Source organism: Enterobacter sp. MGH 16 (assembly GCF_000493175.1).
GTDB classification, from domain to species: Bacteria; Pseudomonadota; Gammaproteobacteria; order Enterobacterales; family Enterobacteriaceae; genus Enterobacter; species Enterobacter roggenkampii.
This window is the reverse complement of record NZ_KI535695.1, coordinates 2,809,098-2,834,714: the sequence shown is the minus strand read 5'-3', so window position 1 is coordinate 2,834,714 and position 25,617 is coordinate 2,809,098. Positions and strand designations below refer to the sequence as shown.

At 60.2% G+C, this 25,617-nt stretch carries 16 protein-coding genes and 1 pseudogene; 10 read left to right on the top strand and 7 right to left on the bottom strand.

Going from position 1 to position 25,617, the window contains the following annotated elements; all coding sequences use genetic code 11:
- The first annotated feature begins 1 nt into the window (after position 1).
- Both L362_RS09585 and L362_RS09590 read left to right on the top strand, forming a co-directional pair.
- The gene (locus L362_RS09585; RefSeq protein WP_023344773.1) at positions 2 to 1,381 is read left to right on the top strand and encodes an amidohydrolase family protein; all 1,380 of its coding nucleotides are present in this window, start codon (positions 2 to 4) and stop codon (positions 1,379 to 1,381) included.
- Positions 1,382 to 1,507: 126 nt separating this feature from the next.
- A complete protein-coding gene (locus L362_RS09590) occupies positions 1,508 to 2,242 on the top strand; it encodes a class I SAM-dependent methyltransferase (RefSeq protein WP_023344772.1) in 735 nt (244 codons plus the stop codon).
- On the opposite strand, the gene L362_RS09595 is transcribed toward L362_RS09590, so the two are convergent.
- The gene (locus L362_RS09595) at positions 2,236 to 2,838 is read right to left on the bottom strand and encodes a short chain dehydrogenase (protein ID WP_023344771.1); all 603 of its coding nucleotides are present in this window, start codon (positions 2,836 to 2,838) and stop codon (positions 2,236 to 2,238) included. The genes L362_RS09590 and L362_RS09595 overlap by 7 nt on opposite strands.
- Before the next feature lie 97 nt (positions 2,839 to 2,935).
- On the opposite strand from L362_RS09595, the gene L362_RS09600 reads away from it, so the two are divergent.
- The 3 genes from L362_RS09600 to L362_RS09610 all read left to right on the top strand — a co-directional run bounded on the left by L362_RS09600 (position 2,936) and on the right by L362_RS09610 (position 5,620).
- Positions 2,936 to 3,823 carry a LysR family transcriptional regulator gene (locus L362_RS09600; RefSeq protein ID WP_023344770.1) on the top strand — a complete coding sequence of 296 codons (888 nt, stop codon included), beginning with the start codon at positions 2,936 to 2,938 and terminating at the stop codon, positions 3,821 to 3,823.
- A gap of 20 nt (positions 3,824 to 3,843) precedes the next feature.
- Complete coding sequence (locus L362_RS09605; protein ID WP_023344769.1) at positions 3,844 to 5,025, top strand: aminotransferase-like domain-containing protein; 1,182 nt, start codon at positions 3,844 to 3,846, stop codon at positions 5,023 to 5,025.
- Between the two features lie 85 nt (positions 5,026 to 5,110).
- Positions 5,111 to 5,620, top strand: a complete 510-nt coding sequence (locus tag L362_RS09610) for a DUF6622 family protein (protein WP_023344768.1) — start codon at positions 5,111 to 5,113, stop codon at positions 5,618 to 5,620.
- A gap of 83 nt (positions 5,621 to 5,703) precedes the next feature.
- On the opposite strand, the gene L362_RS09615 is transcribed toward L362_RS09610, so the two are convergent.
- The 4 genes from L362_RS09615 to L362_RS09630 all read right to left on the bottom strand — a co-directional run bounded on the left by L362_RS09615 (position 5,704) and on the right by L362_RS09630 (position 20,624).
- Positions 5,704 to 6,873 (bottom strand): putative HlyD family type I secretion protein, encoded by a 1,170-nt coding sequence (locus tag L362_RS09615; protein ID WP_086374946.1) that lies wholly within the window; start codon positions 6,871 to 6,873, stop codon positions 5,704 to 5,706.
- Between the two features lie 10 nt (positions 6,874 to 6,883).
- Positions 6,884 to 9,082: a type I secretion system permease/ATPase gene (locus L362_RS09620; protein WP_023344766.1), complete on the bottom strand. Its 2,199-nt coding sequence runs from the start codon at positions 9,080 to 9,082 to the stop codon at positions 6,884 to 6,886.
- Positions 9,079 to 10,482, bottom strand: a complete 1,404-nt coding sequence (locus tag L362_RS09625) for a TolC family outer membrane protein (protein WP_023344765.1) — start codon at positions 10,480 to 10,482, stop codon at positions 9,079 to 9,081. The genes L362_RS09620 and L362_RS09625 overlap by 4 nt, the downstream gene beginning before the upstream one ends.
- Before the next feature lie 80 nt (positions 10,483 to 10,562).
- Positions 10,563 to 20,624, bottom strand: a complete 10,062-nt coding sequence (locus L362_RS09630; protein ID WP_023344764.1) for a BapA/Bap/LapF family large adhesin — start codon at positions 20,622 to 20,624, stop codon at positions 10,563 to 10,565.
- 757 nt (positions 20,625 to 21,381) lie between these two features.
- Here L362_RS09630 and L362_RS09635 point away from each other — a divergent pair.
- From L362_RS09635 to L362_RS09645, 3 genes are read left to right on the top strand one after another with little or no spacing between them, the layout of a single operon-like run.
- Complete coding sequence (locus L362_RS09635; protein ID WP_008502544.1) at positions 21,382 to 21,909, top strand: tetratricopeptide repeat protein; 528 nt, start codon at positions 21,382 to 21,384, stop codon at positions 21,907 to 21,909.
- Positions 21,890 to 22,447 (top strand): RNA polymerase sigma factor, encoded by a 558-nt coding sequence (locus L362_RS09640; protein ID WP_023344763.1) that lies wholly within the window; start codon positions 21,890 to 21,892, stop codon positions 22,445 to 22,447. The genes L362_RS09635 and L362_RS09640 overlap by 20 nt, the downstream gene beginning before the upstream one ends.
- The gene (locus L362_RS09645; RefSeq protein ID WP_023344762.1) at positions 22,444 to 23,235 is read left to right on the top strand and encodes an anti-sigma factor family protein; all 792 of its coding nucleotides are present in this window, start codon (positions 22,444 to 22,446) and stop codon (positions 23,233 to 23,235) included. The genes L362_RS09640 and L362_RS09645 overlap by 4 nt, the downstream gene beginning before the upstream one ends.
- On the opposite strand, the gene L362_RS09650 is transcribed toward L362_RS09645, so the two are convergent.
- Both L362_RS09650 and L362_RS09655 read right to left on the bottom strand, forming a co-directional pair.
- The gene (locus L362_RS09650) at positions 23,227 to 23,787 is read right to left on the bottom strand and encodes a YceI family protein (RefSeq protein WP_023344761.1); all 561 of its coding nucleotides are present in this window, start codon (positions 23,785 to 23,787) and stop codon (positions 23,227 to 23,229) included. The genes L362_RS09645 and L362_RS09650 overlap by 9 nt on opposite strands.
- A 105-nt stretch (positions 23,788 to 23,892) precedes the next feature.
- Complete coding sequence (locus tag L362_RS09655; protein WP_008502540.1) at positions 23,893 to 24,249, bottom strand: hypothetical protein; 357 nt, start codon at positions 24,247 to 24,249, stop codon at positions 23,893 to 23,895.
- A gap of 402 nt (positions 24,250 to 24,651) precedes the next feature.
- On the opposite strand from L362_RS09655, the gene L362_RS09660 reads away from it, so the two are divergent.
- Both L362_RS09660 and L362_RS23980 read left to right on the top strand, forming a co-directional pair.
- Positions 24,652 to 24,966 carry a hypothetical protein gene (locus L362_RS09660; protein WP_023344760.1) on the top strand — a complete coding sequence of 105 codons (315 nt, stop codon included), beginning with the start codon at positions 24,652 to 24,654 and terminating at the stop codon, positions 24,964 to 24,966.
- 305 nt (positions 24,967 to 25,271) lie between these two features.
- Positions 25,272 to 25,538 (top strand): annotated as a pseudogene (locus tag L362_RS23980) (nucleotidyltransferase domain-containing protein); the annotation flags it as partial.
- Between the last annotated feature and the right edge of the window lie 79 nt (positions 25,539 to 25,617).

Below are 25,617 nucleotides of genomic sequence, written 5' to 3'. Positions count from 1 at the left end.
GATGAGTGAAAATAAAAGCCGCCGTGAATTCATCAGCCAGAGCGGCAAAATGGTGACCGCCTGCGCGCTGTTTGGCGCGACCGGTTCCGTCGCGTATGCTGCCGACTCCGCAAAACCAACCTGCGAGACGGGTAAACCGATGACCATCACCGCGAAACATTACTATCTGGACAACGTGCTGCTCGAAGCCGGGTTTAATTTTGACGGCAGCGTGGCGACGAGCACCCGCACCGAGCTGAAAACGCTGGAGATCAAAGACGGGAAAATTGTCGCCCTGCGCGATAACGGCAGCCACGCCGACGCGACCCTGCCGCACTACGACGCGGGTAAAAAGCTGATGCTTCCGGCGATGCGCGACATGCACATTCACCTGGATAAAACCTTCTACGGCGGCCCGTGGCGCTCCCTCAACCGCCCGGCGGGCACCACCATTCAGGATATGATCCGCCTGGAACAGAAGCTGCTGCCTGAGCTCCAACCCTACACCCAGGAGCGTGCGGAAAAGCTGATCGACCTGATCCAGTCGAAAGGCTCCACCCTCGCCCGCAGCCACTGCAATATCGAGCCGGTTTCCGGCCTGAAGAATCTCGAAAACCTGCAGGCGGTGCTGGCGCGCCGCAAGCCCGGATTTGACTGCGAGATCGTGGCGTTTCCGCAGCACGGGCTGCTGCTGTCGAATTCCGAAAAGCTGATGCGCGAAGCGATGCAGGCCGGGGCGCACTACGTGGGCGGGCTGGACCCGACCAACGTCGACGGGGCGATGGAGAAATCTCTCGATCTGATGTTCCAGATTGCGCTGGACTACGACAAAGGGGTGGACATTCACCTGCACGAAACCAGCCCGGCGGGCGTGGCGGCGGTGAATTACATGGTCGAAACGGTGGAGAAAACCCCGCAACTGAAGGGCAAGCTGACCATCAGCCACGCCTTCGCGCTGGCGACGCTCAACGAGCAACAGGTGGATGAGATTGCTACCCGCATGGCGGCGCAGCAGGTGACTATCGCCTCCACCGTGCCGATTGGCACCCTGCATATGCCGCTGAAGCAGCTGCGCGATAAAGGCGTGTTTGTGATGACCGGCACCGACAGCGTAATCGACCACTGGTCGCCGTACGGTCTGGGGGACATGCTGGAAAAAGCGAATCTCTACGCCCAGCTCTACATCCGCCCGAACGAACAGACGCTCTCCCGCGCGCTGGGAATTGCGACCGGCGACGTGCTGCCGCTGAACGACAAAGGTGAACGCGTGTGGCCGAAAGCGCAGGACGACGCCAGCTTTGTGCTGGTGGACGCCTCCTGTTCCGCCGAAGCCGTGGCGCGCATCTCCCCGCGCACCGCGACGTTCCATAAGGGCAATCTGGTCTGGGGTACGGTGGGCTAAAAGCGAGCCGGGTGGCGGCTTCGCCTTACCCGGCCTACTGAAACCCTCAAATCGTAGGCCGGGTAAGCGCAGCGCCACCCGGCAATGTTTTATACTGGCAGTCACATTATTAAAGAGGGATCTGCCATGGCACAAAACATCTACGACAACCCGGCGTTTTTCGAAGGCTACGCCCAGCTTCCGCGCTCGGTGCAGGGGCTGGACGGTGCGCCGGAGTGGCCCGCGCTTAAGGCCATGCTGCCGGATTTAACCGGTAAATCGGTTGTCGATCTCGGCTGCGGCTACGGCTGGTTCTGCCGCGCGGCGCGCGAACTGGGCGCCTCTGAGGTCACGGGCGTTGATATCTCCGAAAAGATGCTCGCCCGCGCAGCGGAGCTTACGGCGGATCCACAGATTCACTATCAGCGCAGCGATCTGGACGCTCTCAAGCTCGACGAAAGCAGCCTCGACCTCGTCTACAGCTCGCTGGCGCTGCACTACCTTCCGGAACTGGACACGTTATTCGCCAGGGTTCAGCGCGCGCTCAAGCCCGGCGGCAGGCTGGTCTTTTCCATGGAGCACCCGATTTACACCTGCGCCTCGCGTCAGGGCTGGCTGACCGATGATAACGGCGAGCGGTTCTGGGGCGTGAATCATTATCAGGACGAAGGCCAGCGCGTCAGCAACTGGCTGGCGGACGGGGTGATCAAATACCACCGCACGCTGGGCACCACGCTTAACGCGCTGATCAAGGCCGGATTAACGATAAGCAACGTCAACGAATGGGGGCCAACGCAGGCGCAGATTGACGCCTGGCCCGCGCTGGCCGAAGAGGCGGAGCGCCCGATGCTGGTGCTGATCGCCGCCCGCAAGGCTCAGTAGCCGACCTTGTACACCCGCCCGGTCTGCACGCCTTCCACGCTGCGACGATAGGCTTGCGCCACCGTGGCGGCAGGCACGCTTTCGAAGCCCGGGAAGAAGCCATCGTACGTGTCGACCGATTCAGTGAGCACCGTTGGGCTGATCAGGTTGATGCGGATCCCGCGCGGCAGTTCGCAGGCTGCGGCGCGAACAAACCCTTCCAGCGCGGCATTCACCGTGGTGGCATTTACCCCCTGCGCAATCGGCTCGTGCGCCACGATCCCGCTTATCAACGTAATCGAGCCGCCTTCGTTCAGGTAGTGCTGGCCGGTCAGCGCCAGACGCACCTGCCCGAGCAGCTTATCCTGCAGGCCCTGGTTGAAGTCACTGTCCTTCATGGTCGCGAGCGGGCCGAAGTAGAGGCCGCCGCTGGCGGACACAATGGCATCCACCGGGCCGATTTTCTCAAACAGCGCCTGAACGCTCGCCTGCGAGGTGATATCTACCTGCTCGTCGCCCTGCGTGCGGCCCACGCGGATGACCTCGTGGCGACGACTCAGCTCATCCTTTACCGCACGACCGACCGTACCGCTGGCACCAATAATGACGATTTTCATAGCCGACTCCTTATGTTGTGAGCCTTCATTCTTTAATAAATTAAAAGTCGGATAAACTGGGCTAAAGTTAGAAGATTGCTAACCAGAGGTTTGGAATATGGATAAGCTTCGCAGCATGGAGACGTTTATTGCCGTGGTGGAAAGCGGCAGCTTCACCGGCGCGGCGGCGCGGCTGGAGATGTCGGCGGTGATGGTGGGCAAATACGTTGCGCTGCTGGAAGCACAGCTGGGCACCCGACTGCTGGAGCGTAACACGCGCCGTCAGAGCCTGACGGATGCCGGACGCGTTTATTTTGAAGAAGCCCGACGGGTTCTGGAGCAGGTGTCGATTGCCGAAAGCGCGGTTGAACGGCTGCGTGCCACGCCCGCAGGAACCCTGCGCGTCACGGCGCCTACGTCGTTTGGCGGCTGCGCGATCGCCCCGCTGACGGCATCCTTTTTGCAGCGCTACCCGGAGGTACGCATCGAGCTGGATCTGACTAACCGGATGGTCGATCTGGTGGAAGAGGGCGTCGATCTGGCCATTCGCATTGGCGACATTCGTAATGACGATCTGGTGGCGAAATACCTGTGCCCCTACAACATGGTGATCTGTGCCGCGCCGGACTATTTAGCGCAACACGGCACGCCGCAAACGCCAGACGATCTGGTGGATCACCTCTGTCTTTCGCACACGGTGTGGACCGCGCGCAACGAGTGGCGGCTGCCGGGCGTGGAAGGGGAGGTGCGCTGGAAGCGCGATGCCGTTTTACGATGCAATGACGGCTATGGCTTACGCATGGCGGCGCGCGCGGGGGCGGGGCTGTTGCTGCAGCCGGAGGTGCTGGTGGCGGAAGAGCTGGCAAGCGGCAGGCTGGTTCGGGTGCTGGAGCCGTTCACGCCCGCGCCGAGGCCGGTGCATTTACTGTGGCGTCAGGATTTGCGGCCGCTGCCTAAGCTGACGGAATTTATTGCCCATATTCTGCTAAGATTGGGCACAATATAAAAAAAGAAGGTAATCAAAGAATGTCTGCAAACAAACTCGCCCGCAGCGCGCAGGGCCTGCAATCCTCTGCCATCCGTGAATTATTAAAACATAGCAAAATGGCGGGCGTGATTTCGCTGGGTGGGGGTATCCCAAACCCGGACCTGTTCGATCGCGAAGGGCTGAAAATTGCCTCTGATGCCGTCTTATCGCAGCATTTTGGGGAAGCATTCCAGTATGGCCTGACGGAAGGCGTGCCGGGGCTGCGCGAAGAAATTAAACGCATCTGCGAGGGGCGCGGCATCACCTGTAAGGCCGATGATGTCGTCATTACCTCCGGCTCTCAACAATCTCTGGACGTGCTGGCGCGCGCGTTAATTAATCCGGGCGATACGGTTGTCGTTGAGCGTCCAACCTATCTTGCTGCGCTGCAGGTCTTTGGCCTGGCGCAGGCCAACTTTGAATCCGTCGGCACCGACGGTGACGGCATGAAGGTCGATGAACTTGAGGCGTTGGTGGCAAAGAAAACCATCAAAGCGGTCTATATCGTTCCAACCTTTGGTAACCCAGGTGGCGTTACGCTGTCTGAGGCGCGCCGTAAACAGCTGGTGGCACTCTCGAAGCGCTATGACTTCGTGATTATCGAAGACGATCCGTACAGCGAAATTAACTATACCGATGACCTCTTCCGCCCGTTAATTGCCCATGCCAAAGATATCGGCAACGAAGAGAACGTGGTGTATACCTCCACCTTCTCTAAAATCCTCGCGCCGGGTACCCGCGTGGGCTGGGTGGTGGTACCGGAGTGGCTGAAGCGCGCGGTGGTGAACCTTAAGCAAACCACCGATCTGCACACCAGCACGCTGTCGCAGCTGATGACATATGAGTACCTGAAGACCGGCCGTCTGGCCGATCAGATTAAAACGATCCGCGAGGCCTATCGCCAGAAATACCGGACGTTCGCCACGGAGCTGGAAGCCGAGCTGGGCGACGTGATGTCGTTCCACAAGCCGAAGGGCGGCATGTTCCTGTGGGCGAAAATGAACAACGGCATGAACACTACCCGCTGGCTGGAAAAAACCTTAAGCAACGGCGTGGTCTTTGTGCCGGGCGAATTTTTCTACTGCAACGAGCCGGACCAGACAACGCTGCGCATGTCATTCGTCACCCCAACGGATGAGCAGCTGATAGAAGCGGTTCGACGCCTGAAAAAATCGCTGTAAAAGACCTGCGCATAACGGTGGTTTTGCCGTTATGCGCAATACGCGTTCAGGGCGGCACGGGCCGCAATCGTCCATGGAGAACTCCATGTTTGAATTTCTGATCGGTGTTGTGAAGCACACGCCCGTCTGGGTGTGGGTGCTGTTTATCTTCCTTATCTCCCGCGGCCTTAAAGCCCGACGGCCCGCCACCGTGACGCTGGAGCGGCTTGCCATTATTCCGGGCATCTTTCTTATCTGGGATATTTACGATCTGATAGTCTATCGCACGCTGACTCCCGGGACTGTTGCATTGTGGACGGCGGGGATCCTTGCCGGTGCCGCGCTGGGGTATGTCCTGATGAAGCAGGCTGTGATTACCCGCGCAGAGGCGCCGCGCAGCCTTTACCGCCAGGCCGACTACACCGCGCTGCCGTTTATGATGCTGGCGTTCGGGGTGAAGTATGTGCTGGGCGTGATGAGCGCGGTCTCTCCCCAGACGATGCAGCAGCCCGCCATGAGCGCGCTGGCGATCGTCTCCGGCGGCATGTTTGCCGGCGTCTTTATCGGGAAATTTGCGCGCTATGTTGGAGTGTATGTCGCCAGGGTTCCGGTCTGATGCCCTCACCCCAACCCTCTCCCGCAGGGAGAGGGAGAAAACCATGTAGGCCGGGTAAGGCGCAGCCGCCACCCGGCGATTGACTACCGCTCCCTCAGCGCCTCTTTCGCCCGGTTAAACGGCTTAATCAGATAATCCAGCACCGTTTTCTCGCCGGTCTTAATGTCTACCGTGGCAATCATCCCCGGCACAATCGAGAAATGCCTGCCCGCCTTATTGACCAGGTAATCCTGGCTGGTGCGGATAAACACCCGGTAATAAAACACCTCCGGCTTGGCCTCATCCTGAATGGTGTCCGGGGAAATGGTCTCGACCACGCCGTGCAGCCCGCCGTAAATGGCGTAGTCGTAGGCGGTGATTTTGACCAGCGCCTCCTGGTTCGGGTGGATAAAAGCGATATCACGCGGCGAGAGGCGGGTTTCGATCAGCAGGTGATCGTCCACTGGCACAATCTCCATTAGCTCGCCGTTGGGCGGGATCACCCCGCCGATGGTGGTGACCTTGATGTTTTTGACGATCCCGCGCACCGGAGATTTAACCGTCAGGCGGGTGACGGAATCCTGGCGGCCCTTGAGGATCGCCGACACCATATCCACTTCCGCATTGGCTTTGGAGAGCGCCTCGCGGGCCTGGACGTAATACTGCGAACGCACGTCGGTGAGCTTCAGCTCCAGATCGCTTTTCTGCCGCTGCAGGCGCAGCACCTCCACGTGGCTGGCGGCCCCGGTTTTCACCAGCCGCTGGGTAATGGCCAGCTCTTTGTTGGCGAGATCTAACGCGGCGCGCAGCTCCCGCTGGGTATCCTCCAGCTGCGCGCGGCGCGAGTTGTAGAGCCGCGTTTCGTCGGCAATCAGATCCGGCCATTTCGCCAGCGACGGCGGGAATTTCAGCGGCAGATCGTTCACCTCGGCGTACAGACGGGCGCTGGAGGCCAGCGAAGCGCGGTAGCGCGCCGCGCTTTCGCCGACGTTTGACTCGGAACGGGTAGGGTCAAGCCGCGCCAGCACCTGGCCGGCCTGCACCTGATCGCCCTCGTGGACGTTCAGCTCGGTGAGGATCCCGCCGTCGAGAGACTGTAAAACCTGCTCGCGCGAGCTGGGGATCACTTTCCCCGATCCGGTTGACACCTCATCCAGCACGCCAAACCACGCCCAGACGCCCAGCACCACAAACATCAGCAGCGAGAAGATCACGATCCGGCGCGCGCCGGTGTAGCCGCTTTCGGAGTCGAGGGCGTTATCCAGATCGTCCATTGCCGCCACGTCACGCTGACTGATTTTCATTTTTCCACTCCCGTCCGGTTGCTGCCTGCTGCTGTTGCTGCTGCATACGGCTGTTGCTCAGCGCCTGGGCTTTTGGCGCGTCCATCACCAGCATGCCCTCTTTCAACACGACCACGCGCTCCACCAGCTCCAGCACCGGTACGCGATGGGTGGCGACGATCAGGGTGCGGTGTCCGAGCCAGTCGCCCAGCCGCTGGATAAATTCCCGCTCGGTATGCTCGTCCAGCGAGGCGGTGGGTTCATCCATCAGCACGATATTCGGATCGCGCAGCAGCATTCGCGCCAGCAGAATCGACTGGCGCTGCCCGCCGGAGAGTCCCACGCCGTTTTCCATGATCGGGTAGTCCAGCCCCTTGGGCAGCTTCTGCACGAAGCCCGCCGCGCCGGTCAGTTCCAGCGCCTCGAAGATCTCTTCGTCGGTGGCGCGCGGCATGCCGAGGGTGATGTTCTCGCGCAGGGTGCCGTAAAAGAGCCGCGCGTTCTGGGTCATAAAGCCGACGTTGCGCCGCACGTCCGCCACGTCGAGATGCGGCAGGCTGAAGCCGTCGAGCCGCAGCTCGCCCGCCGCCAGATCCATCCCGCCCGCCATCGCCTGCAGCAGGGTCGATTTGCCCGCGCCGTTGCGCCCGAGGATCGCCACTTTCTCACCCGGCCCGATCTCGAGGCGGTTAATGCGCAGCGCCATGCGCGGATCGTCCGGCTGATAGCGGAACTGCGCCTGCTCGAAGAGGTAGTGGCCGCGCAGCACGTCCTGGCGGATCGGCGTCTCCTCGCGCTGGTTTTCGGTGGGAAGCTGCATGATGCTGTCCAGCCCCTCTTTTGCCGCTTTAACCTGCTGCCAGCGGGCCAGCACGCCGCACAGCGTCGCCATCGGGGCGATCATGCGGGAGGCCAGCATCGAGGCGGCGACCACCGAGCCGGTGGTCAGGGTGCCGTCGATCACCATCGGCGCGCCGACCACAATCACGGCGGCGTAAACCAGGCTCTGGATGGTCATCCCCCAGCTGATCAGGTTCTGCGTCAACTCGCGGGTGCGCAGGCCGGATTCGGCGGTGATCTGGATATAGCTGTTCCACTGCTGCAAAAAGCGGTTTTCCGCCTGCATCAGCTTGATGTCCTCCAGCCCCTGCACGCTCTCCACCAGCACCGCGTTGCGCAGGGTCGATTCATGGGCCGACTGCTTTGCCAGCTCCGCCAGCTTTTTCTGCAGCAGCAGGCCGGGCAGAACCATGATCACCGCCGCGACCGGGGCGATCCACGCCAGCTGTGGGGCGATGATCGCCAGCACCACCACGAACAGGAGAAAGAAGGGCAGGTCGACAATCGTCGAGATGGTGGACGAGGTGACCATCTCGCGGATCTGCTCCAGCTCGCGCAGCTGTGAGATAAAGCTCCCGGTGGATCGGGGAATCGCGCTGTTGCGCAGCCGCAGCGCGTGGCCGAAGACGCGATCCGAGACGCGCATATCCGAGCGCTTGCCCAGCAGATCCATAATGTGCCCGCGCGCCACGCGCAGCACGAAGCCAAACAGGGTGGCGATCAGCACCCCGATGGTCAGGACGTACAGCGTCGGGTAGGACTGGGCGGGGATCACCCGGTCATACACCTGCATGGAAAAGACGATCCCGGAAAGCGACAGCACGTTGATAAACAGCGCGGCGAGCATCACCCAGCTGTAGGGGCGGAGATCGCGCATCACCAGCCGGTAGAGCCAGTCCGGGCGATATTTTGAGATATAAGCATCCACGCGGCTGTCCTTCAGCGCGGCGAGAGGACGCAGGGCAATGACGTGGCGGATGGCGGGCAGCATGGCCGTCATCGACAGCCGGTTGGTGTAGGTCTGGTCGTCGAAGAAGCTGACTTCCAGCGTATCGTCGCCGTCGAAGTGCTCGATCGCCCCGACCCGGCCGTCATTCAGCGCCACCACCACCGGCAGACGCCAGCTGTTGATTGACTGCTGGTCAGCGGTGAGCAGCTGAAACGACAGCCCCGCCTCACGCGCCAGCTGGGTGAGGGCGGGCACCATCGGTTTGCCTTTCAGCCACGGTGCGCCTGCGATCAGCGCGCCGGGCGAGCAAGCGACGCGGTAGCGGGTGGCGATAAAGCCAAAGGCCTGCGCCCACTGGGCCAGGGCCGCATCCGTCATGTTTTCACCTTGCGGGATATCACGCTGCTTCATGGCTGGATCTCCACGGTCTGGATGGTGCGGTTATCAAGGTCGAACGCATGACGCAATTGCCCGGTGTTATACAGGCAGTTGAGCTGCAGCTGGTGCAGCTGACCAACGGTCTGCTGCTGGGTGAAGCGCGCCTGATAAACCTCTTGTTCGGCGTTGAGCACGTCGAGCAGGGGGCGCGAGCCGAGGTCCAGATACTGCTGCTGGTACAGTTCGCGGGTGCGGGCGCTGAGCGCCTCCTGGCGACCCTGAATTTGCAGCGTGCTTTGCAGGCTCATCACCTGGCTGCGGGCTTCCAGCAGTTTCTGGCGAACGTCAAGGCGCGTGCGCTGAATGGTGGACTGTGCCGCCTCCACCGCATGTCCGGCGGCGTTACGCCGGGCGGTGAGGCCGCCGCCCTGATAGAGCGGCATCTGCACTTTCACCCAGGCGGAATACTGGGTGCGATCCCGCGTGTCGCTGCCCGCGTAGCGATCGTTCATGTAGTGGCGCACCTCCGGCTCCAGCGAGACGGTGGGCGTCATCTGCGCGTCGGCGTAGTCGAGGTTAGCCTGGGCGACGTTAGCCTGCGCCCAGGCGGCGAGTACCGCGGGAACCAGGCGGTCGTCCGGCTCGGCGACATCGCAGCTGCGGGCCAGCTTTTGCGGAAAGTCGTTGCTGATCGCGTTCAGGCTGTTCCAGCCGAGAAAGCTCATCAGCGTCGCGCGGGCGCTGTCCAGGCTGGCCTGGTATTGCATCAGCTGGGCGCGCGCGCCTTCGATACGGGCATCGGTCTGTACCACGTCAGAGAGCGACGTAGCCCCCTCGTCGTTACGCTGGCGGGTCAGCGTGCCAATGGAGGAGAGGGCGTCAAGCTGCTCTTTGGCGGTGTCGACCATCTGCTGCCAGGTTTGCACCTGTACCATGGCGACGGCGGTATCGTGGGCGATGGTGTCGATACTCACCAGCACGTTAGCCTGCTGCTGGGCCACGCCGGCGCTTTCGGCGCGCACCTGGCTGGCCACCTTGCCGAAGTCGTAGAGCATTTGTGAGAGGGAAAGCACCAGCGACGGCGTAAAGCCGTTCTGGTCGCCGTCGTGGGAATACCCGTTGTCCACGCCGGCATTTATCTGCGGATAGTATTTTGACTTCGCGACGTCCACCTCTTCGCTCTGCTGGTAGAGTTTGCCCACGGCTTCGCTGATGGCCGGATGCCAGGTGACGGCACGGTTGACGGCCTCGCCAAGCTGTAATGAGCCGGGCGCGGCGTTGCCAGCCACCGGGGCCACGCGACCGTTGAGCGAGGGGAGTTCCTGCGTTTCGCGAAGCTGTCCGGTATTGATGGTTGCCGCCGGATTTGCGCAGAAAGCGGGCACAGATATCAGGCAGCACGAGAGCCACCAGTAAGGCATCTTCATTCCCATGTCATGTCCCTAATAAAAAAGTACAGCTTTATTATTAATGCCCGGGCGCTGTGCGCCCGGGTCATCTGTTGCAGGTGCTATCAGGTAATGATGTGTTGCTGGTTAACGAGCTCGTCGTACGTGGTCTGAACGTTATCAAGCGTAACGAGTGCAGTATTAGTGTAGGTGGACCCTGCACCATCACGGTCGATGGAGATCACAGTGTTGCTACCGCTTTGTGTGACATGGATATAATTCCCCAACGAGGCGGTATTACCGTCCCAGCCCACCAGCAGATCGCCAATGTCGATCTTGTCTCCCTGCGCCAGCGAGAACCCGGTCCAGTGATCGCCTCCGGCGCTGCTGACGTTACCCGCCGTGGCATTCCCCACCGTACTGTTCAGCACCTGGTAAATCAGCGTATCGCCGTAGGCCGTACCGGTGATGGCGTCGTTATGTTCCGAGCTGATGAACTGCGGCGCCATATTGATGGTCAGCGTAGCGGTATCCGTTCTTCCGGCAGAGTCGGTCAGGGTGTAGTTGAAGGTCTCCTTCGAGGTCATGGTTGAGAGCGATACCCCGCTGTTGAGGGTATAGGTGTAATGGCCGTCTGCGCCGATCGCCAGGATGCCGTAATGGCCGGTGATGTTCACCGTTGCGCTGCCGGTATACGGATCCAGCGTGGTGGTTACGCCGTTGTAGCCGGTCACGCTCAGACGGGTATCCACCGAGTGGAGCTGATCCAGCACGCCGCCAGAGTCGGTGCCGTCAAAGATATTGCCGTTGACGGTGTGGCTGCCGGTGACGTCGAAATTACTCAGCGAGTAGGTGGTGCCGTTTACGCTTGGCGTGATGGTGATGGTCCCGACGCTGAGCCCCGGTACGCTACCGGTAAAGCTCAGCGTATAGGTCCCGGCGTTGAGATCCAGCCCGGTCAGCGGGACGTCGATACTGCCGCCCAGCAGCGAGGCGCCGCTGAAGGAGCCGCTGCGGATCGCGCCGTTGGCATCGCTAATCGTCCAGTTCACCGTCAGCCCGCCCAGCGCCAGCAGCGAGGCCACGCTAAAGTGCAGCGACGCGTTGTGCAGCGCGGTGTTCGGGTCGACCACGAAGGTTCCGCTGCCGCTGCCCTGGGTTGATGAGAACAGGGCCGTCGTCCAGCTGGCGACGCCCACGGTCGTATCCGAGTAGACCGACGTGTGGTGCACCGAGGTAAGGTCCATCGTGGCGCTGACATCGTTGACCGCATTCATTGCCTGCGCGGTTGGGGTGATGTTGAGCGATGCCGTATCCTTCGAGCCGTCAGGCGCGGTAACGGTGTAGACGAACGTATCCGGCGTGCTGATATGGTCCGCGCCCACGCCGCTCCTCAGGGTGTAGGTGTACTGACCGGACGCATTGATGGTCAGCGTGCCGTATTCCCCCTGAATGGTGGTGGTGCCGCTGCTGTTGACCGTCACGCCGTTCACTTCGGTAACCAGCGTGCCCGCTGGAACCGGGTCATTCGCCAGCACGTCGCCGGTGGTCGTTTCGCTGATACTCGCCACGCTGTAGACATGGTCCTGCAGGACGCTCAGCGTGTAGGTCGTCAGGGCGGTGATCCCGGACGCGGTATTCAGCAGGAACAGGTACTCCCCGGCAGGCAGGTTCAGCGTAAGCTGCGGTGACGTGCCCCCCAGCAGCGGCGCGCGCAGCCAGCCCGACTCGACGCGAACCTGCTCGAAGGTCTGGGTCGCATTGTTGAACTTATAGACGTACAGATCGAACACCGATGCCAGCGCCACGCCGCCCACGGAGGCCTGGATGGTCATGGTGCGGGTCGTCCCTTCCTCCACGTTGTAAATAATCGGGTTGGTCAGGTCGTCCAGCAGGTTAAGCCCCAGCGTGCTGCCGAGATTAATGCCCACCAGGGTAAAACCGTTCTGAGACGAGGCGCCGTTATTCACCTCACTCACGGTGGTGTCAAAGGTCAGCGAGGCCGTGTCGTCCACTGCCACAATGCCGTTGATGACCGTACCGGCACCCAGAGACAGCACCAGGTTTGCCGACGCGCTGACGCCGTTATGGGTGATGGTGTAGGTGAAGCTCTCCGCCCGGCCAACGACCGCGGCGCTGGTGTCGGTCAGGTTGTAGGTATAGCTGCCGTCGCGGTTGATGGTCAGCGTACCGTATTTGCCCTGGATCACCGTGCCGTCGGCGTTCACGCTGGTGGTCACGCCCTGCGCGTTAGTGACCGTGGAGATAGTGGTGCCGGCCGGCGCGTTGTCGCTGCCGGCGGTCGGGTCCGTATCGAGGATCACGTTGCCGTTGAGGCTGGTATCGCCCGTGACCGTACCCGGACCGGTCTCTTTCACCGCCACGTCGAGGCTGGTGTAGGAACCTGTCGCCAGCAGGTTGGTGTTGTAGCTCAGCACGCGGTAGTTGCCGTCGGCCAGCCCGGTCAGGTTCAGCGAGACGCCGGTGGCGCCGAGGGTCAGGAGATCGGCAAACTGCGGCTGGCCGGTATCCACCACGGTTGTCCAGACACCGTTGACGTAGTGCTGCACCACCAGCTCAAGGGTATTGAGCAGAGAGAGCACCGCCCCCGTAGCGTTGGCGTTTACCACGATGTCCGCGCTGCCGCCGTTGCCCACCGTGAAGTTCACCTGCGCGGTGTCATTACCGATCAGCGTCAGGACGTTGCCCACGGCGCCGACCAGCAGGAAGCCGTAGTCGCTGTACTGGCTGTTGGTCACGGTCGCCGTGGTGCTGAGGTTCAACTCCTCAACGTTATTGCTGGCGGAGAGCGGCACCACCGGCGCAAGGGCAGAGCCCGGCAGGGAGGTGTTGCCTGCGACGTCGGTCGCGGTGATCTGCAGCGTCTGACCTTCGATCTGTTTGTTAATGAAGGTGTAGCTGTAGGTGCCGTTGCTGCCCGCAATGGCGGTCACCGTTGAACCGTCCGCAAGGCGGATAGTGACGGTGCTGCCCGCCTCCGCGCTCCCGGTCAGGATGCTACCGTCGGCGTTGAAGGTGCCGGTCGGCGCCGTTGGCGCGGTCGTATCGACGATAATCGTCGTCACGGCTGACGCCACGCTGGTGTTGCCCGCCGCATCGGTGGCCGTAGCGGTGAAGTTATGCGTGCCCTGCGTCAACGTGGTGGTGGTTTGTGGCAGGGTCCAGTTGCCGCTGCCATCGGCGGTGACCGTGCCCACCAGCGTGATGCCGTCGTAGATCCGGACCGTGGCATTCGCTTCGGCGGTTCCGCTCAGCGTTGGACGGGTGTCGTTAGTCGGGTTCGTACCGGTCACGGGCCCGGTGACGCTGCCGACATCATCAATGACCGAACTGATGACCGGCGCGGCTGGCGGAAGGGTATCGACGTTAATGACATATCCGGCGGTGGGGGCGCTGGCGTTGCCCACCGCATCGGTGGCGGTGAAGGTCAACGTGTGCGCGCCGTTGCTCAGCGCCGGAGAAGGCGTAAAGCTCCACGCGCCGCCGGTCGCCGTCACGCTGCCGATCTGTACGCCGTTATCAAAGATTTTCACCGTGGCTCCCGCTTCCGCCGTACCGCTGAGGGTCGGCTGCGCGTCGTTGGTGAACCCACCGTTGGCAACCGGCGTCGCCGCATTGCCCACGTCATCCAGAATGCTGGTCAGCACCGGCAGCGCAGGCGGCGTGGTGTCGACGGTGAGGCTGAAGCTGGTGGACGACACGCTGGTATTGCCTGCCGCATCCGTGGCCTGCGCGGTAAAGCTGTGCGGGCCACTCGCCAGCGTGGTGGTGAGCAAGATACTCCAGCTGCCGCTGCCGTCCGCGGTGCCCGTGCCGACCAGAGTGGTGCCCTCATAGATCTTCACGGTGGCAAACGGTTCGCTGGTTCCAACAAGCCGAGGTACGGTGTCGTCGGTTGTCTGCCCGGACGTGAGCGGGCCGGTGATGCTGCCCACGTCGTCGATTGCCTGGCTGATAACCGGCGCGTTCGGTGCCGCGGTATCAACAATCAGGGTAAAGCCCGGCGAGGTCGGGCTGACGTTGCCCGCTGCATCGGTGACCGTGGCGGTCCAGGTATGGCTGCCGTTGCCCAGCGGCGCTGATGGCGTAAAGCTCCATGCGCCGGTGCCGTCCGCCTGCACGGTGCCGACCGGCTGTCCGTTTTCATACACGGTAACCGTGGCGTTGGCGGTCGCGGTGCCGTTCAGCGTCGGCGTAGTGTCGTCGGTGCTCTGCCCGGAAGAGAGCGGGGTTTGAATACTGCCCACGTTGTCACCCGCGGTCGAGATGACCGGCGCTAACGGCACGCCCGTATCGACCGTCAGGTTAAACGGTGCCGTTGTGGCGCCGGTGTTGCCTGCCGCATCGGTCGCGTTAAAGGTGATGGCGTGTGGACCTTCGGCCAGATCGCTGCCCGGGGTGAAGCTCCAGTTGCCCTGGGCATTGACCACCGCCGTGCCAATTTCGTTGCCATCAACGAGCACGTGCACGGTAGAACCCACTTCGCCCGTGCCGCTGAAGGTCGGACGCGCGTCGTTGGTGCTGTTGCCCGACGTGAGCGTTCCGGTGACCGGACCGATATCATCAACCACGCTGGTCACCACCGGCACGCCGGGGGCTGCGGTATCAATGGTAAAAGCGAAGACCGATGAGTTCGCCGAGGCGTTGCCTGCAGTATCCGTTGCATACGCGCGCAGGGCGTAGCTGCCGTCGCCCAGCGGCGCGGTCGGCGTAAAGGACCAGTTCCCGCTTCCGTCAACGGTCGTTGTACCAATCTGCGTGCCGTTATTCATGATGTGAATAGTGCTGCCCGCCAGCCCGGTGCCGCTGATGGTTGGGGTGCTGTCGTTGGTCACCTGGCCGCTGGTGAGGTTACCCTGGACGCCGCCAGAGACGTCGTCGTTCACATTATCCAGCGTTGGAACCGTCGGTGCAGTCAGGTCAATCTCCACGCTCCAGGGGGCGGAGACCGCGCTGAGGTTGCCCTGCGGATCGGTCGCCCGGACGGTGAAGCTGTGCGAGCCTTCGCCGAGGGCGGTATCAGGAGTAAACGTCCAGGTACCCGTGTTGTCAGCCGTGACCACGGCAATCTGGGTGCCGCCGTCGAAAATAGTCACCACGCTGTTTGCGTCCGCTGTCCCTGTAAGGGTTGGCGTGGCGTCGTTGGTGAGCTCGCCGCTGACCACCGTGGTGGCGGCATTGCCCACATTATCCGTGACGTTGGTGATGACCGGCGTGGCGGAAACGGAATCCACCACGACGGTGAAGCCCGCCGAAGGACCGCTCTGGTTCCCCGCCGGATCGGTCTCGCGGATGGTCAGGACGTGATTGCCCTCTGCCAGGACAGGCGTGGTGTAGCTCCAGGTGCCGGTATTGCCGATTACCACACTGTCCAGCAGCACGCCGTTGTTGTAGATGGAGATGGTATCGCCCACCGCGCCGGTGCCGGTGAGGGTCGGCTGGTTGTCGTTGGTGGTCTGGCCGCTGGTCAGCGGGCCGGTGCCCGGGCCGACGTCATCGATCACCGCGCCGATAGTTGGCGTGCCCGGTGCGGTGAGGTCGATGGTGACGCTGGCCGCCGGAGAGCGGCCGCTGGTCTGGCCGTTAAGGGTCGCAGTCACCTCAAAGGTGTGCAGCCCCTCGCCAAGCGCGGCTGGGGTATAGCTCCAGTTGCCGCTGCCGTCGGCGGTGACCGTCGTCAATGGCGTCGCGCTACCGTCCAGGTAGATAGCGATCTGGCTCCCCGCCTGAGCCGTACCGGTGAGGGTTGGGGTGGTGTCGTTGGTCGTTTTGCCTTTCACGTCGCCAATGATTGGGTCGACGTCATCGTTGATCGCCGTGATGACGGGTACATCAGGAAGATTCGGCTCCGTGCCGGTGACGGTGTAATTCGCAACGGGACTTTCATGCCCGGCAGCATCTGTCGCGGTCACGGTCAGGGTCGCGCCATCCTGCTGAGCGGGGCTGACAGCGATGGAGAAGTTACCGCCGGTGGCAACCCCGGTACCAATGACGTTGCCATTACTGTCTTTCACCGTGATGAGGCTTCCTGCTTCGGCACTACCGGTTAGTGGCGTACCTTCTGGTGCCAGGTTCAGATTGTCAGGGGCGTCCGGGGTGAGGGTGTCCACCGTCACGTTCAGCGGGGCTGAACTTCCTGAAGCGTTACCCGCAGGATCGGTAGCGGAGACAGTGAAGGTATGCGGACCCTCTGAGAGCGTTGTGCCTGCGGTCCAGCTCCAGCTGCCGTCCGGCTGGATCGTGACCGGCACCCCTGACGGGATACCGTCGACGGAGACAATCACGGTGGTGCCGGGTTCGCTTGTCCCGGTAAGGGTCGGCGTGCCGTCGCGGGTGTAGAGCACGTTGTTGGTGAGCTGGCTGTCTGAGACGGCACTGATCTGCGGGATCCCTGGCGCAACGGTATCGAGCGTGACGGTAAAGACCGAACTCGGCGCGCTGACGTTGCCCGCTGTGTCCACGCCCGCCACGGTAATGTTCAGCGGACCGTCCGTTTGCGCTGGAAGCGTCAGGCTCCATTCTCCGTTCACCACCACGACACGGCCCAGCTCGACGCCGTTGTTGTAGACGATCACCGTCTCACCGTTAACGCCGGTTCCGCCCACTGTCGGCGTGGTATCTGTGATAAAGCCACCATCAGGCGCGCCGCCCACTGCACTAATCACCGGTGTATCCGGCGCCTGGGTATCCACGATGATCGTAATCGCTGACGACGGGTCAGAGACGTTGCCCGCTTCATCGGTGGCGGTGGCGGTATAGGCGTGGCTGCCCTCGGCAATGTCGCTGCCAGGACGCCAGCTCCAGTTGCCGTTGCTGTCTACCGTGACGGTGCCCACAACGGTCGGTGTACCGTTAACGGTGTCAGTGATGTTGATAACGTCGTTCGGCGTACCGGTGCCGCTCAGCACCGGGCGCGGATCGTTGGTGGTGCCGCCATTGGGGACGGGACCGGTGATCTGGGTGACGCTGTCGGTGACGATCGGTGCCGCAGGCGTAGCCGGCGCCTCGGTATCAATGGTGATAGTGACCGGCTGAGAGGGGGCGCTTTCGTTGCCCGTGCCGTCCATGTTGGTGACGGTCAGAGTGATGTCATAGGTTCCGTTAGGTAGCGGGGTGGCTGGTGTCCATGTCCAGTTGCCGTTATTGTCCACGAGCACATCATCAAGTTTGACGCCGCCGTTGTAGATCGTCACGGTATCACCAGGATTGCCGGTACCGCTCAGGGTCGGCGTGGTGTCGCGGGTGGTTTCGCCCGGATTCAGCGGCGTTGTTGTGCCGTCAGGATTGACGGTAATGGCCGGGATATCCGGCGTGGCAGGCGCAACGGTATCCACCGTCAGTTCAAATGGCGTTGAGATGGTGGTATTGCCCGCGGCGTCCGTGGCGTGCACCGTCAGGGAATGCGGACCGTCGGTGAGCGGGGTCACGGGCGTGAAGCTCCAGCCGCCGCTGCCGTTGAGGATGGCGGTGCCAAGCAGAGTCGTGCCGTCATATACGGTGATCACCGTGTCTGCCGGGGCGGTGCCCTGCAGCAGGGGGCGAGTGTCATCCGTGGTATCGCCGCTGTTGAGCGAACCCAGTACGCCGCCGACGTCGTCGATCACGGTGGCGATGGTGGCCGCCGCTGGCGCAGTGATATCGACGTTCAGGGTGAAGTCGTCTGACGGCTGGCTGGTGTTACCCGCCGCGTCGGTGGCGACGACGCTAAAGGTATGAGGACCTTCGTCAAGCGGCGTGGGAAGGGTATAGGTCCAGGTGCCGCTGCCGTCGATCGGGATCGTAATAAGATTGGCACCATCCAGGCGAATGGTAACGGTTGAGCCCGGTTCAGCCGTGCCGCTGAGCGTTGGCGTGGTGTCGTTGGTGCTGTCGCCAGAATTGAGGGCGCCGAGGCGATCCGGCACATCATCCAGCACCTGGGTAATGACCGGCGCCGCAGGCGCGACGCTGTCAACCGTCAGGGTCCAGGTGTTGGAGACGGGGCCGGGGTTGCCTGCCGCATCGGTCGCGACGGCGGTCAGAGCGTGGGGGCCTTCACCGATTGGGGAGGAAGGGGTAAAGCTCCATACGCCGAGGCCATTGGCAACGGTTGTACCGATTTCAACACCGTCCACGCGCAGGCTGATCGTCGCGTTTGCTTCAGCGGTACCGCTGAGCGTCGGGGTGGCGTCGTTGGTGGTCCCGTTCACGTCGATCGCGCCGGTCTGCCCTGGGATATCGTTTACAACCTGTAAAATCACCGGGGCGCCAGGTGCCGTCCCGTCAACGTTAATTGTCCACGTGTTTGATATCCCGCTCGGGTTACCGGCGGGATCCGTCGCCTTCGCGGTCAGCACCCAGGTGCCGTCGGTCAGCGGTGTGGGCGGCGTAAAGCTCCACTGGCCGGCGGAGGGAACAACCACCGTACCGAGGGCATCGCTGCCGTTATAAATCGTGATGGTCGAACCTGCCTCGCCCGTGCCGTTCACGGTCGGTGCCCGGTCGTTGGTCAGCCCATTCTGGGCCACGGGGCCGGTGGTGGCCTGCACGTCATCAATCACCGACAGGATGACCGGGGTCTGCGGCGGGGTAATGTCCGGTGCCGCCGCGGAGGTGGTCGGACTGGTGTTGCCCGCCGTGTCGGTGGCGTCAGCGGACAGGATTTCGCCGTTGATCCTCGGCGGGCTCAGCGTCAGGCTGAAGTTCCCCTGGCTATCAACAACCACTGTGCCAAGGGTGAAATCGCCTTCACGGATGGTCACCGTGCTGCCTGCTTCTCCAATGCCGCTGATGGTGCCGCCATCATTCGACACCACGAGGTTTCCTGGGGCTGACGGCGGCGTGGTGTCCACGGTAAAGATGATAGGCTCAGAGGCCGTACTCTGGTTTCCGGCGGCATCGGTTTCAGTGACGGTGATCGAGTGCGTTCCGTCCGGGAGCGGGCCCCCTGGGGTAACGCTCCATGTACCGTTAGGCAGCACCGTCGTTGTGCCAATCGCCACGCCGTTATCGTAAATGGTGATGGTTCCACCGGGTTCGCCCGTTCCCGCCAGGATCGGCTGCGAGGCATCGGTAGGCACGCCCGACGTGATTGTTCCTCGAATAAGGCCCGTATCGTCGAGCAGCACAATCGCGGTGGGCGCTGTCGGAGGGGTGAGATCGACGGTGAGGATGAATACCGGTGAGGCTGGCCCGGTGTTGCCGGCGGCGTCGGTTGCCCGTACGGTAATCTGGTGGGTGCTTTCATTCAGGTCGATGGACGGGGTGAATGTCCATGTGCCATTGCTGGCGACGACCGCGGTGCCAATGGCTATTCCGCCGTCATAAATCGTCACGGTGGAGCCCGCTTCGGCAGTGCCGGAGAGCTGCGGCCGCCGATCGTTGGTGCTGCCGCCGTTGGTCACCGTCCCCGTCTGAGGGGCGATATCGTCGATTACGCTGCCAATCGTGGGTGCATCGGGTGCGGTGAGATCCGGTGCGGTGATGCTTGAACCCTGGCTGATATTCCCGGCGTTATCCGTTGCGGTGGCGGTTACCTGCTCGCCGTTGGTCAACGGTGTCCCGAGGGAGACGCTAAAGTTGCCGTCGCTGCCCGTTTTTCCTGTGCCAATGACGTTGCCGTTCGCGTCTTTCAGCGTGATGGTACTGCCGGGTTCGGCGGAACCGGTGACGGTTTTACCGTCTGAGGAGAACTTAAGGCCGGAAGGTGCATTTGGTGCAGTCGTATCCGGATCGGCCGAATTGTTACTGCTGCCACCGCCGCCGCCACCGCCGCTACTTGCCGCGGCCGCGATGCCCCCTGCAGCGGCAATACCACCCAGGGCCCATGGCCAGATGGCGGCGCCACCGGCGTCACTTCCTGACGCCGCAAGCAGCACGTCCGTGGACGCGATAGATTCGTACGTGGCGGCCCCGGTCGGATCTTCAATCCACCATAATGCGCCGTTGCTGTCCTGCAGAACCAGCTGACTCACGCCCTGCGCGTCCGTCACATAGAAGTTTTTAAGGGTGATCACCTCGCCGGAGTGCAGTGTCACCAGCAGGTCGTTACCGCTTCGCGCGAAGTGTGAGACGCTCGCTCGCTCGACGTGAAGCTCAACGACAGAGGAATGGTTCAGCGTAACCTGTGTGCCTTCCAGGGTCGTTTCTACGCCAGTAAGTTTTGAAATAACAGAGATTTGGCTCATTTTGTTATTACTCCAGCAGAAGTGTCATGAACGGCGAGCAAGACGAGCCATCTCTGCTGAAGGTAAAGGGCGCCCCCGGCGCAGCTGCTGTTATAAAACAGCGCTCACCGTAGATTTCAGCGCGCACGATGCCCGCCATGCGTCAGAGTGGCAACATCAGAGCGAATCTAATGACTTATGAAAAAACCGTTTAATGGGTGTTTTGTATTTTATAAAACCCTGTAATTAATAGAGGAATTGGTTTCTGGAATATAAAAATGATATAGACAGAAAATGAGGGTTGTGCAAATTAAGCTTTGGTAAATAAAGATGGAAACAATGAGTGGGGCATTAATGGATTGCTATTTTTTATAATTGTTGTTTTTTATGTGGTTGTTTTTAGTGTCTTTTTATTTTCTTTTGTGGTGCTGTTATTTAACGTTTACGACCCGGTATGATAATTGGTAGGGAGCATTTTAAATATCATGTCAAACGTTATTATTTAAGCGCGCTTAATGTGTGTTTAAGTTAGGGTAACGTTTTTGATGTAAGATATATTATGTCACTTAGGTAATGAAATATATTCTTGTACGGGGTTAAAACTCTGCTAATGGGCGCAAGGAATAATAACGAGAAAACAAAAAATAACCTGGTTTATTACCTTTACAACTGAAGTGCAGGCAGGGTTTTAGGACAGAAAAAAATTCACCGAAGAATGAATAAAAATCCTCACCCGGACGTTTACTGACGTCACTCCCCACTCACCCTGGAGTTTTATATGCGCACAACCTCGTTTCGTTTGATCCCGGTGCTGATTTTTTCTTTGCTGTCCCCGCTGGCGCTGGCCATGGGCAATAATAGTACCGAGAGCAAAACGCCTGATTGCCCTTCCGGACAGGTGTATGACAGCGCCACGCAGAAATGCGTGCCGGACAAGAGCAGCAGCCTCAGCGACCAGGACAAAACCAACTATGCGTACCATCTCGCGAAGAAAGGCGAGTACCAGGCGGCGCTGAACCTGCTGGATTCGCTGAAAAATGGCAACACGGCTGAAGCGTGGAACTATCGCGGGTTCGCCACGCGCAAACTGGGCCGAACGGACGAAGGGATTGGTTATTACCAGCGTGCGCTGGCTATCGCCCCGGATTACGCCAAAGCCCGGGAGTATCTCGGTGAAGCGTGGATGGTGAAAGGACGTCCCGACCTCGCGAAAGAACAGCTGAAGGTCATTGCCGGTATCTGTGGCCAGTCCTGCGAGGAGTACCGTGACCTGCAGGCCGCCATCAATGGACACCCGGAATCCTGATCTTCTCGTGGAGGGAAAACCCATCGCAACCCGTGAGGTTCGTCAACAGCTTGCCGCACACCTGCCGCGCCTCTGGCGCTATGGGCTGGTGCTGTCGCGAAACAGGGATATCGCCGAAGAGCTGGTTCAGTCCACCTGCGTGCGTGCGCTTGAAAGAAGCAGCCAGTATACGCCGGGCACGCGCATCGACAGGTGGCTGTTCGCGATCCTGCACTCCATCTGGATCTCTGAACTTCGGGCACGACACGTTCGCCAGGGGCAGGGATTTGTCCCCAGCGACGAGCTGCTGGCGCCCGACACCCGCGAACAGGATGAGACGCGCCTGCATTACCTGAAGGTGATGCAGCGCGTTAATGCGCTGCCCGAAGCCCAGCGCAACGCGGTATTTTTGGTTTATGTCGAAGGCTTTACCTACCAGGAGGCGGCGGAGACTCTGGCGGTGCCGATCGGTACCGTGATGAGCCGACTGGCGACGGCGCGGGCTCGGCTTGCCAAATCCGCTGACGCACTGCCTCCGGTAAAGGAGAAACGCTCTTGAACGCGCACCGTTTTGCACCGCCCTATAACGACGACGCCATTGTGGCCTGGATAGATGGCGAGATGTGCCGCGCCGACGCGCAGTTATTTGAAGAACAGTTAAAATGTGACGAGCGCCTCGCCGGGCGAACCGACGAACTGATGAAAAGCAGTCAGGATTACGCCGGGGCGTTTGCCTCCCTGCTGGATGATGCGCCTCTTGAGAGGATGCAGGCGCGTCTCGCGGCACTTCCCGACCCGCAGGTCTCGACGGCGGCTGGCGTCAGCCGACGGGCGCTGATCGCCGCCTCGGCCAGCTTTTTGCTGGTGGGTTCCGGGCTGGGGTATCTGCTGCATCCCTCAGCTGCGCCTGCGGATGAGAACGCCCATATCCGCGACCTCGAAGCGCAATATATGTCCCTGTACAGCGTTGAGACGCTGCTGGATATGGACAGCGCAACGCCGGTTCTGCAGCGCGGGCTGGAACGGGCCGCGCAGGACATCGGCATGACGCTAAACCTGTCGCAGCTTACCCTGCAGGGGGCTGAGCTTAAAATGGTGCGCATGCTGCGCTATGAAACGACGTCTATCGCGCAGATAGCCTGGATCAACGCCGACTACGGCCCGATGGCCCTCTGTATTTCGCCTGTTGATGAGAAGACGACGGTCTCGCTCCAACAGGAGCAGCGGCACAGCATGAACCTGGCGTGGTGGCAGGAGGCGGGCTATCAGTTTGTCCTGATTGGCCGCAACCCGCCGTCTCACCTGCGGGGAAACGCTGAGCGGCTGCAGCGCGTGATCTCAGGATGACGGCACCTTGTTAGTCTGTATCGCAATGGCGATGGCAATACGATCGTCTACGACCAGGGCAAACTTATCCATCCCGTAGGACGCGCGTGATATCGCGGTGGTGGCATCCAGCGTGAGGGCCTGCGCATGCGGGTCTTTCACCACCGCCTCCAGGATCACCGGCCGGGCAATGTTTCGAACGGTCAACGTGCCGAACACCCTGAACCGTCCGGCGCCCTGGTCGACCACGCGAGAGCTGATGAACTCGATGGTCGGGTAGTGCTCCGCATCAAAAAACATGTCGCTTTTTAATTGCCAGGTGAGCAGCGTGTTTGAGGCCACCAGGGTGGCCACGGGAATGGTGACGTGGATGTGATCGTCAACGTCGTTATCCGGATTGAGCGTTACGGCACCCGTCACGCCGCTGAACGTCGCCCAGGAGAGGATGCCGCCGAAGGCATGCCACGAGAGCCGAATGGCGGTGTTTTCGGTGTCGATAAGGTAGCTTTTCGGGGCAGCATGCAGGGAAGGGCATAACAGCAGAACGGTCAGAAAGGCCAAAAGGCGATACATAGTGGTTTCTCCGATAAGTGCGCACTGCGTAAACGCCTGAGGTGCTAATTATATTCGAAGAAATAAAAAAGGCCGCAATCGCGACCTTTTCGTGAGTATAACGACTTACTCAGTGACTTTCTTTTCCAGCTCGCTGGCACCTTCTTTGGTTTTATTCCAGCCTTTCTCCGCGCCTTCTTTGGTGGCATCCCACCCTTTCTCGGTGCCTTCTTTGGTTTTATGCCAGGCTTTCTGGGAATCTTCGCTGACCTTGCTGCCAAAGCTTTCGCTTTTACCTTCCGCAGCATGCTTCTGTTTCAGCTTCAGCTCTTCACCTTTGTTCTGCTCTTCGTGCAGTTTTTGCTTCGCCTCGTTGGCGTTTGCGTTCGCCGCCGCGACGGTATCGTCAGTTGCATGTGTGGTCGCAGCAAATACTGGGGAAGCCAGCAGAACGGCAGATAATGCGATAATTGTTTTTTTCATAATATCCTCATTTAACGTTATCGGTTATGAGCGTGATTCAGCATGGCACAGGCGAAACGGGATGGCTTTAGGAAAAAACTGTAATGAGATCAACATGCCCCGAGGAGGGGTATTTCGCCTGAGGATTATCCAAAGGATAAAACGCCTATTTCCGCGAGGGCGGCGAGGGTCAGGAGAATGAATATTATGACGGTTATGGGTCTGTACATGATGGGGTTCCTTCCGGGGTGAGCGGCTATTCCGTAGCGCTGGGTGGTGTGGGTAATTTTGCACAGGAGGGAGGGAGAGGGTGTTGATATTTGTCAATGTCAGGGGATTAACAATATCAACGACTGGCCCGTTGGTCGGTTTTTTTTGCAAAGATCACGGTATACTGGCTCTGATTAGAAGGATAGGAATGTCATGGCGATAACAGAAGAAGCGTTGCTTAGGTCGGGTTTCACAAAAGAAGAGCTGCAAAAGCTTAAACGTTATGTGGATACTCAGCATTCGACGCTGGATATTTTGCTTCCTGCGCTTTCAAATCGGTTTAAAGTGACAATCATTCTTTCCGTCGTACTTACGGTTCTGTTCATCGTGGGGGTATGCTTTGCTTCCCGAGAAAATATCATCTCCTCAGGCATTGCTGTAGTGTTTATCTTGGGTATCTTCTGTTGGATGACTCCCCTCAAATTAACGTATAAAGCCTGGCGTTTTAAGCAGGATTATTATCAATAGACAGCAAGTCAAAAACAATTTTTGCGTTTATGCCATATCCAATGATTTTAATGGTGAGTTTTGGCCGACTCATAGAGTCCATATAATCTCATAAGGACTGCTTTGTTGCCTTTACTGGTACGACTATGTTAGTCAGATATCCGAGTAATCGACGATGGTCAGAAATTTCTCCGAATTTACAGGGCAATATAACGCATCGGGAGAACCTTCTTAGGACATTATTGTTCCTGCAAAAAATATCTGGCCTGCCTGTTCACTGCGCGATACCCTGTAATGCTTTGTCTTTTTTGTGAACAGGAAAAAGTATGCTTAGTACGTTACCCGATTTACACAGAAGTTTTGCAGAGCAACTTAAGCTTAAATTTCAGGCTGATTCGCGGATTCACTCCCTTCTCGCTGGCGGCTCGCTTGTTCATGGCGGGTTCGATCAATACTCCGATCTTGATTTTGTCGTTGTGGTAGACCCTCTCTACTATGACGAAATCATGGCTCAGCGTATTGTGTTCGCCGGAACACTGGGTCACCTGCTCCATGCTTTCACCGGGGAACATGTGGGAGAGCCTCGTCTGCTTAGCCATGCTGAAAGCCGGAGCCCGGGCCTGAAAGGTTTTGGTCTGTTCCGCCCCCCATGTTCAGACGACGTTTGCTAAA